Source organism: Pseudomonadota bacterium (assembly GCA_034660915.1).
Taxonomy (GTDB): Bacteria; Desulfobacterota; Anaeroferrophillalia; order Anaeroferrophillales; family Anaeroferrophillaceae; genus DQWO01.
The window spans coordinates 1-8995 of sequence record JAYEKE010000190.1; the positions used below are offsets into that span (position 1 = coordinate 1).

The following is an 8995-nucleotide window of genomic DNA, read 5'->3' on the forward strand; positions in this document are numbered from 1 at the left end:
CCATGGACGGCCGGCGAGAATGAGCGAGAGCCATGCCTGAACATCCTTGTAAATTTCTTTCCGCTGTTTTTAGAACAACTCAGAAAGTTGAGCCTTGAACCTTTAGCCTTTAGCCTTTAGCCTTTAGCCTTTAACCTTGAACCTTGAACCTTGAACCTTGAACCTTTAAAACATGTCTAATAATTCAACAAAAAACCGCATTAACAGCCTGAGAGCAGAGATAGACACCCTGGATTTACAACTGCTCAAGCTGCTGAATCAGCGGGCCCGCTTAGCAACAGAAATCGGGGATGCAAAAAAGATTGAACAAGGTGATTTTCATGTTCCTTCCCGGGAACAGAAGATTTACCAGCAACTGGAACGACACAATCAGGGACCGTTACCCAACCAGGCGGTCCGCCATATTTTCCGGGAAATTATTTCCGCCTCCCTGGCCCTGGAGAAACCACTCCAGGTTGCCTATTTGGGACCACGGGGAACTTTTACCCACCTTGCCGGCCAGAAATTTTTCGGCTACTCGGCTGAACTGCGGCCGGTAAACAGCATTAAAGAAGTTTTTGAAAGTGTTGAAAAAGGCCGTTTTGTTTACGGTGTGGTCCCGGTGGAAAATACCACGGAAGGAATCGTCAGCCATACTCTGGATATGTTCACCCAGAGCCGGATCTCCATCAGTGGCGAAATCCTGCTCCAGATAACCCATGATCTGCTCAGCCAGAGCAACGACCCGGAAACCATCAATAAAATCTACTCCCATCCCCAGGCTCTGGCCCAATGCCGGGCTTACCTGGAAGAACATTTCCCCACCATCCCGGTGGTCGCGGTAAGCAGCACCGCCCAGGCGGCGATGATGGCTGCCGAGGAACCGGGGACGGCCGCCATTGCCAATGAATATGCTGCATCGGCGTACCATCTGCAGGTTATTGAAACCTCGATTCAGGATATGAGCCATAACCTCACCCGTTTTCTGATTATTTCCACCCGGGAAACATCCCAGGTCCCCGGCGAGCACTATAAAACTACCGTGCTGTTTTCCGCCAGGGACCAGGCCGGGGCCCTGTTTTCTCTCTTGAAACCTTTTTCTGTTCATGGCGTCAATCTGACCAAAATTGAATCACGTCCCAAACGGGGCGAGCCATGGCAATATATGTTTTTCATTGATCTTGATGGATACCAGGAAGATCCAGAGGTGACCGCAGCCCTTAAGGAACTGGAAGCAAAGAGCCAGTACTACAAAGTAATCGGCTCCTATGTTAAGGGAAGAATATAGGCAGTAAATCATGAATAAAACGACAAAACCGTTACAAGGAACCTTTCATCTCCCCGGTGACAAATCTATCAGTCACCGGACGGCTATCATGGCCGCCCTGGGACGGGGGAAAAGTTGCCTGCGGGGATTTTTGCGGGCTGATGACACCCTGAATACCTTAAAGATTTTCCAGGCCCTGGGAGTATCGGTTACCGGTCTGGAGGCTGAGGGAGAGATCGAAATTCAGGGCCGGGGGCTGCACGGCCTGCGGGAAGCAGCCGATATTCTTTACAGTGGAAATTCCGGCACCACCACCAGGTTACTGACCGGACTGCTAAGTGCTCAGTCATTTTTTTCGGTCATCAGCGGCGATGCCTCTCTCAACCAGCGACCCATGGGGAGAATCATCAAACCGCTCAGCCGGATGGGCGCCACCATCTGGGGACGGGAACACCATACCATGCCGCCCCTGGCCATCCAGGGACGAAAGCTTACCGGAATCATTTATTCCAGTCCGGTCGCCAGCGCCCAGGTAAAAACATCCCTGATGCTGGCCGGACTGTACGCCGACGGTCCATTGACCATCACGGAACCATCCCTGTCCCGGGATCATACCGAGAGGATATTCAAGGCACTCGGAATTCCGGTAAAAACTTTATTAACTGAAGAAAACGCTGCAACCATCAGCATGTCTCCGGCCCAGCAAGAGTATAATGGTACTGTTTTCATCATTCCCGGCGACATCTCCGCGGCCGCTTTTTTCCTGGTGGCCGCCATGATCAATCGTGGTTCCCAGCTAACCATCACCAATGTCGGCCTCAATCCGACCCGCAGCGGCATCATCCAGGCTCTGCAGAAAATGGGTGGTGAAATCATCATCGAAAACCTACGGGAAGCCAGCGGCGAACCGGTTGCCGACTTGACGGTCCACGGAAACCGGCAGCTTAAAGGAACCGAAATTTCCGGCGCCCTGATTCCCCTGCTCATTGATGAAATTCCCATTCTCGCCCTGGCGGCCGCCCATGCTGAAGGAACGACCACCATCAAGGATGCCCGTGAACTACGGGTTAAAGAAAGCGACCGACTGGAGGCCATCACCCTACTGCTCGACGCCCTGGGAACAAAAACCGAAGCGCTTGAAGACGGCATTATCATCCATGGAGGCATCCGAATTCCGGCAAAACGGCAATTGTCATTCAGGACTTTTCATGATCACCGGATCGCCATGACGGCAATCATTGCCGGAACCACGCAGAAAAATGAAGTAAAGCTTGACGACTCTCTCTGCATCAGCACCTCATTTCCCAATTTCAGCCAAATGCTGGCCATGGTCCGGCAATAGGGACTATAAGGAAAATCCATGACAAGAAAAGCAACCATAAAATCGAAACGACTGGTGGTTACCATCGATGGTCCATCAGGGGCCGGCAAAAGCACGATCAGCAAGATTCTGGCGGCCCAGGAAAATTTCACTTATATCGACACGGGAGCCATGTACCGTTGTGTGGCATTACAGGCGAAAAAGCACCACATAGCCATGGATGATGAAATCCGGCTCGCCCGCCTCTGCCAGGATATAGACATCCATTTTCAATGGAAAAATGGAATAAACCGGGTATTTTGCCACGGTGAAGAAGTAACAGAAAAAATTCGCACCCCGGAAATGGACATGCTCTCTTCGGCGGTTTCAGCGGTTCCGGCCGTCCGCAAAGCCCTGGTTGCCATGCAAAGAAAAATGGGGGAAAGCGGCCCGGTTATTCTCGAAGGGCGAGATGCCGGCACCGTAATTTTCCCCCATGCTGAAGTTAAAGTATATCTGGACGCCTCACCACTGGAACGTGGCAAACGCCGACATCTGGAACATCAGCAAGGTGGACAGGCCAATAGCCTGGAAAAAGTAGTTGAGGAACTCAAGCAAAGGGACCTGAATGATAGCTCCAGGGCTCATTCTCCCTTATCCCAGGCCGCGGATGCCCACCGGCTGGACACCACAACCATGGATATTCCCGCCGTAGTCTCAGCCATCACCAGATTGATAAAGGAAGCCGTTACCAATGAAGATTAAGTTGGCCACCACTGCCGGTTTTTGTTTCGGGGTTAAACGCGCGGTCAACCTGGCGGTCAAAGCCGCGGAGGATTATCCTGGCCAGCCCATTTATACCCTGGGGCCTATCATTCACAATCCCCAGGTGGTTAAAAATCTGGAAGCAAAAGGTATTCATCCCCTGGATTCTCCCAAAGACGTGGATCAGGGGATCATCATTATCCGCTCCCATGGCGTCACCAGGCAGGAGCTAAGCCAATTAAGTAACAATCCGGCAATAACCGTTATTGATGCCACCTGCCCCTTTGTCAAACGGGCCCAGGAAATTGTTGCCCGGATGAAGGAAGAAAAATATCAGGTTATCATAGTCGGAGAAAAGCATCACCCTGAAGTGGAGGGATTGATCAGTTATGGAGATCCAGTCCATACCCTGGCGATTTCCGGCCCGGAAGAAATACCGGTCGAGGTGGTCAAACACCAGAAAAAACCCCACAAGATTGCTCTTCTGGCCCAAACCACCCAATCATATGAAAACTTCAGCAGCGTCGCTGAATGTTTATTGCCCCTGAAAGGCGAAACCCGCTGTTTCAATACCATCTGCAATGCCACCAGTGACCGGCAGCAGGAATCACTGGCCATCGCCACAGAAACCGATTGCATGATTATTATCGGCGGCTTCTCCAGTGCCAACACCACCCGTCTCTACCAGTTGTGCAAAGCTATACAACCATGCTCATACCATATTGAAATCCCTGAACAGTTGCAGGCAGAATGGTTTGCGGGCATTCACACCGTGGGCATTACTGCCGGTGCTTCAACCCCTAGATGGCTGATCGAAAAGGTTATTCATGAGATTAACAACCTGTCGTGATGACCCACCTTCCCGCGGTAAAATAATAATAGCACTTAAACAACTTTCTGAGTTGCTCTAAAAACAGCTGTCTGCCGACAGGCAGGACTGAAATAAATCTCAGGGATGTTTCGGCATGGCTCGCGCTCATTCTTGCCGGCCGTCCATGGCCTGCCTGTGCGTGCCGCACGCAGACAGGCCAGCTTACGAGGCGTCCGCCGCGAATCACAATGGGGGACAGTTTTAAAACTGTCCCCACCCAGGCGGCCAATACCGCTATGAGCCAAGCCTGAACATCCTGCTGATATGTCCCTCTGGAATACAAGTCAGAAAGTTGAGACTTAAACTGATAATATCCTGCCCAGGTTGATTTTATTCTTTACAGACATGAATAAATATAATTTGCATTTATCACCCGCCTATGATATAGCGGCAACCCTAAAAAAGCGACAATGGCTGTTCAATATTTTCACTGCCTGTCAGCCTGCTGGCCGTTTAGTTCATATTAATCAGCGGGCTGCGGCAGGATAAGAGCAAAACAGATCATTTGTCGACATCTCACAGGGGGTAAGATTGTCAATGGAAGAAAACAACATCACCACAACCAACGAAGATCAGGAAAGCAGCAAGTTTGAAGAAGCCAGCGAAGAATTCCAGTCAGCAGATGCGGACCAAGAATTTGATGATGAGGATTTCGCGGGCAACTTTGAGAAAATGTACGAAGAGAGCATCAAGGATATCAAAGTCGGCGGCATCGTCACAGGAAGAGTAATTCAAATGAATCCTGAAAGTGCCGTCATTGATATCGGCTATAAGTCAGAAGGCCAGGTACCTCTCAACCAATTTACTGATGCCCAGGGGAATTGCACCCTCAAGGTAGATGATGAAGTTGATGTATTTCTTGAACGTTATGAAGATGAAAATGGCAATATCCAATTGTCGCGGATCAAGGCTGAACGGCTTAAGGTCTGGGAAGATATAAAAAGGATTTACGATGAAGAAGCCTCCATCCCGGGGACCATTACCGGCAAGGTTAAGGGAGGCCTTTCGGTGGATATCGGCGTTCCGGCTTTTCTGCCTGGATCCCAGATAGACCTCAAACCGATTCGCAACCTGGATAAACTGATTGGAGAAACATTTGATTTCAGGGTTCTCAAACACAACCAGAAACGCAACAACGTGGTTATTTCCCGCCGGGCCCTGCTGGAAAAAGAGCGGGAAGCCTTGAAAGAGGTACTGCTGACCAAACTCAAGGAAGGTGCTGTACTTGAAGGCATCGTTAAAAATATCACCGATTACGGTGCTTTCATTGATCTTGGGGGCCTTGACGGTCTACTTCATATAACTGACATTTCATGGGGGAGGGTCAATCATCCTACCGAACGGCTCACGGTTGGGGATGAAATCACAGTAAAAATCATCAAGTACGACGAGGAAAAACAGCGGGTATCTCTGGGCATGAAACAGCTTAAGGATGATCCGTGGGCAACGGCAGGCGAAAAATATCAGGAAGGCACCAAAGTTCAGGGTAAAGTTCTGAGCATTAAAGATTACGGTGCCTTCGTTGAGATTGAAGAAGGCATCGAAAGCCTGGTTCACGTTTCAGAAATGTCCTGGACCAAAAAGATCAAGCATCCTTCGCAGGTAGTATCGGTGGGTGATGATATTGAGGCTATCGTTTTGAGTATTGATATAGAAAAACGGCGCATTTCTCTGGGAATGAAACAGGTTGAACCCAACCCATGGGATACCTTGATTGACAAATACCCCATTGGCACCAAGATTGAGGGTGAAATCAAAAATATCACCGACTTCGGCATCTTTGTGGGTATTGAAAACGATATTGATGGCTTGGTACATATTTCTGACATTTCCTGGAGTAAACGCCTGAAACATCCAGGTGAAGAATTTACTAAAGGCGAGACCATTCAGGCAGTTGTCCTTAACCTGGACAAAGACAACCAACGGTTTTCCCTGGGAATAAAACAAATGCAGGAAGATCCCTGGGAAACTATCAGTAAAAAGGTTATTGCCGGTGACAATGTAAACGGCAAGGTTACCAACCTGACTGATTTCGGTGCTTTTGTTGAATTGGAAGACGGAGTTGAAGGACTGGTTCACATCTCCGAAATTACCGCAGATAAAAATAAAAAGCCTGAAGATGTACTCAAGGTGGGTGACCAGATCACCACCAAAGTTCTCAACATCAATTATGATGACCGGAAAATTGCCTTGAGTATCAAGGGGCACCTTGAGGAAAAAGAAAAGCTGGAAACCGGAGAATATATGAGTGACAGTTTCCAGAAAGGCAAAGTCTGCCTCGGCGAAATCCTGCAGCAGGCAACTTCGGTATCTTCCCCGACAGATGCAGATGTCGAAGCAAGCGATGAAAAAGACGATGCAGATGCAGAAACAGAGATAAAAGAAGAGGTCCCTGATCAACCAGCAGAAACAACTGATGAAAGCAAAGAAGTCCCTGAATCTGCAAAATCAACTGATCCTGCAGAATAGCAGCCAACGGGGATCAAGGCAGCAATCAGTGGCTGCCTTGATCCCCTATACTAATCTCAATCCTACCAACTACCCCTCATGGTCACTTTGAGCTGGTTATTCTTTCTCCTGGCTGCGGGATGCGTTTTATACGCCGGCCGCAAATTAACCCAACACAGTGAAGAGCTGGCTGAACAGACCGGCCTGGCTCATGGATTCATCGGCGTTATTCTCTTAGGATTCATCACTTCTTTACCCGAGCTGGTCAGCACCATCGGGGCCTCAACTCTGGTTCATTCCCCAAACCTTGCCCTGGGTAATATTTTTGGCAGCAACTCCTGCAACCTGGCAATTCTGGCCATGCTGGGGATAGCAAATCTTTCCCCTGAAAAATGCCGTTACACCCTGAATAATGACAACCTGCTGACGGCTTTTCTTTCCCTGATCATGGTGGGACTGGCATCTTTAGCCATCCTGATTCATGGACGCTGGCAAGTGGCACATCTCGATTATTTCTCACTGGCCATCGTAGCGACTTACCTGGCTGGATTTAAAATTCTCTATAATTTTCAGCGCAACCAATCTCCGGCAAACAATTACTCCAAGGTTAGACTTGATTCCGAAACCCAGCAACAACAAAAAAACCAGTTAAAGAGGAAAATTTTATCGGCTGCAACCATCATTGTTATTGCCTCACTTGTCCTCTCCTACACCGCGGGACAGATAGCCAGATCAACCGGCTGGGGTAACACTTTCGTCGGAAATTTCTTTCTGGCCATCGCCACCTCACTTCCGGAAATGGCTGTTACTTTCAGTGCTATACGTTTAGGTTCCTTCGCCCTGGCTGCCGGCAACATATTCGGCAGCAACATTTTCAATATTGCCATCCTGACCGTTGCCGATCTCTTATATTTCCCCGGCTCATTATATGCCAACGCCCATGTCAGCCAGATACTGATAACCCAGCTGGTTATTCTCCTCTCATCAATATATCTATTTTTCTCTTTATTTGAGATTAAAAGACGATTATTGGGCCTCAACCTGGAGGCCATATCTATTGTAACTATCTATGCACTGGGCATGTATGTCCTTTTCATCATCCAGTAAACAGGAAAAATATCCATGAAAAAGATACTGATTATCCTCCTCATCATCACCCTTCTTATCGTGATCGGCATTGCCCTGGTGGGCTATTTTATCAGCGGTGACCACCGCTCCGGAGGAGATAACCAGATAGGCCTGGTCAACATCAAAGGGGTTATTGTTGATGCCCGGGAAACAGTAACACAGCTGGAAGAAATGGCCGGGGACCCTGGAATCAAGGGAATCATTATCCGCATTAACTCCCCGGGAGGCGCGGTGGCTCCATCCCAGGAAATCTATGCTGAAATTAAACGAATCGCAAAAATCAAGCCGATCTACAGCTCTCTTGGCACTGTCGCCGCCTCCGGCGGTTATTATGTGGCCTGTGGCAGCCAGCAAATATACGCCAATCCCGGAACCTTGACCGGCAGCATCGGGGTTATCATGCAGTTCACCAACTGGAAAAAAGTCCTTGATAAACTCGGTGTGGGCAGCGAGGTTATCAAGAGCGGTACCCATAAAGATATCGGCTCTCCCCTGCGGGCCATGTCAGCTGAAGAAAAGGTCCTGCTTCAGGAAATGATCGATGATGTCTACAATCAATTTGTGGTCGCGGTAACCGAAAGCCGTGACATTCCCCTGGATAAGTTGCTCAATCTTGCGGATGGGCGGGTATTCTCCGGCCGCCAGGCCCTTGCATACGGATTGGTGGACAAACTCGGTTCGCTGCAACAGGCTATTCGTGACCTGGCCGGGAAGGCCGGAATAACCGGCAAGCCGGAAGTGGTTGAAAAAAAAGAAAAACGGGGTCTGTTATGGTACGTGCTGGGAGAAAGCCTGACCGGCAAGCTCAATTCAGCCCTGGAGTGTGAGACTCCCATAGCCGCCTACCTGATGCCAATGGCTGATTAGTATCTTACTCCTGAAAACCTGTCACTCTTTTCAGTACCCCCTTGAGGGGTAAAAAAACAAGAAATTCTTTTTAACCACCCATTCGCTACGCTCACTGGAGAACACGAAGAACACGAAGAAAAAAAGATTGCATCTTTGTGCTGCCGTGAGTTTTTTTATCTTTTTTGGCAATATGAATGATTTCACCATGTCCTGCGTCCCGAATTTGTGATAATTCACTTTCCCGCCTTCCTTCGCCTGCGGTCCGTACTGGTTTGCACGTTTGCTTCGCCGTGCTTCGCGGGGGGACACTCTTGACTATCGCTCGCCCAGTGGAGAAACAGCTTGAATTTGCTTTTAACGCGAAACTCAAGAATGTCCCCAATCACGG

At 49.1% G+C, this 8995-nt stretch carries 7 protein-coding genes; all 7 read left to right on the forward strand.

Annotated elements, in window-relative coordinates; genetic code table 11:
- The first annotated feature begins 172 nt into the window (after nt 1-172).
- Nucleotides 173-1267 carry a prephenate dehydratase gene (gene pheA / locus U9P07_10920; GenBank protein ID MEA2109918.1) on the forward strand — a complete coding sequence of 365 codons (1095 nt, stop codon included), beginning with the start codon at nt 173-175 and terminating at the stop codon, nt 1265-1267.
- A gap of 7 nt (nt 1268-1274) precedes the next feature.
- On the forward strand, nt 1275-2588 hold the full coding sequence (gene aroA, locus U9P07_10925) for a 3-phosphoshikimate 1-carboxyvinyltransferase (GenBank protein MEA2109919.1): 1314 nt from the start codon (nt 1275-1277) through the stop codon (nt 2586-2588).
- Nucleotides 2589-2606: 18 nt separating this feature from the next.
- On the forward strand, nt 2607-3311 hold the full coding sequence (gene cmk / locus U9P07_10930) for a (d)CMP kinase (protein ID MEA2109920.1): 705 nt from the start codon (nt 2607-2609) through the stop codon (nt 3309-3311).
- Nucleotides 3301-4161: a 4-hydroxy-3-methylbut-2-enyl diphosphate reductase gene (locus U9P07_10935; GenBank protein ID MEA2109921.1), complete on the forward strand. Its 861-nt coding sequence runs from the start codon at nt 3301-3303 to the stop codon at nt 4159-4161. Before cmk ends, U9P07_10935 begins: the two co-directional genes overlap by 11 nt.
- 558 nt (nt 4162-4719) lie before the next feature.
- Entirely contained in the window at nt 4720-6651 is a 1932-nt protein-coding gene (locus U9P07_10940; GenBank protein MEA2109922.1) for a 30S ribosomal protein S1, read from the forward strand.
- A 78-nt stretch (nt 6652-6729) separates the two neighbouring features.
- Complete coding sequence (locus tag U9P07_10945) at nt 6730-7737, forward strand: hypothetical protein (GenBank protein MEA2109923.1); 1008 nt, start codon at nt 6730-6732, stop codon at nt 7735-7737.
- A gap of 15 nt (nt 7738-7752) precedes the next feature.
- On the forward strand, nt 7753-8625 hold the full coding sequence (gene sppA / locus U9P07_10950) for a signal peptide peptidase SppA (protein ID MEA2109924.1): 873 nt from the start codon (nt 7753-7755) through the stop codon (nt 8623-8625).
- Nucleotides 8626-8995 lie beyond the last annotated feature (370 nt).

Coding starts and splice junctions, on each gene's coding strand:
- U9P07_10940 (MEA2109922.1), top strand. CDS start 4,720: ATGGAAGAAAACAACATCACCACAACCAACGAAGATCAGGAAAGCAGC.
- U9P07_10935 (MEA2109921.1), top strand. CDS start 3,301: ATGAAGATTAAGTTGGCCACCACTGCCGGTTTTTGTTTCGGGGTTAAA.
- cmk (MEA2109920.1), top strand. CDS start 2,607: ATGACAAGAAAAGCAACCATAAAATCGAAACGACTGGTGGTTACCATC.
- pheA (MEA2109918.1), top strand. CDS start 173: ATGTCTAATAATTCAACAAAAAACCGCATTAACAGCCTGAGAGCAGAG.
- U9P07_10945 (MEA2109923.1), top strand. CDS start 6,730: ATGGTCACTTTGAGCTGGTTATTCTTTCTCCTGGCTGCGGGATGCGTT.
- sppA (MEA2109924.1), top strand. CDS start 7,753: ATGAAAAAGATACTGATTATCCTCCTCATCATCACCCTTCTTATCGTG.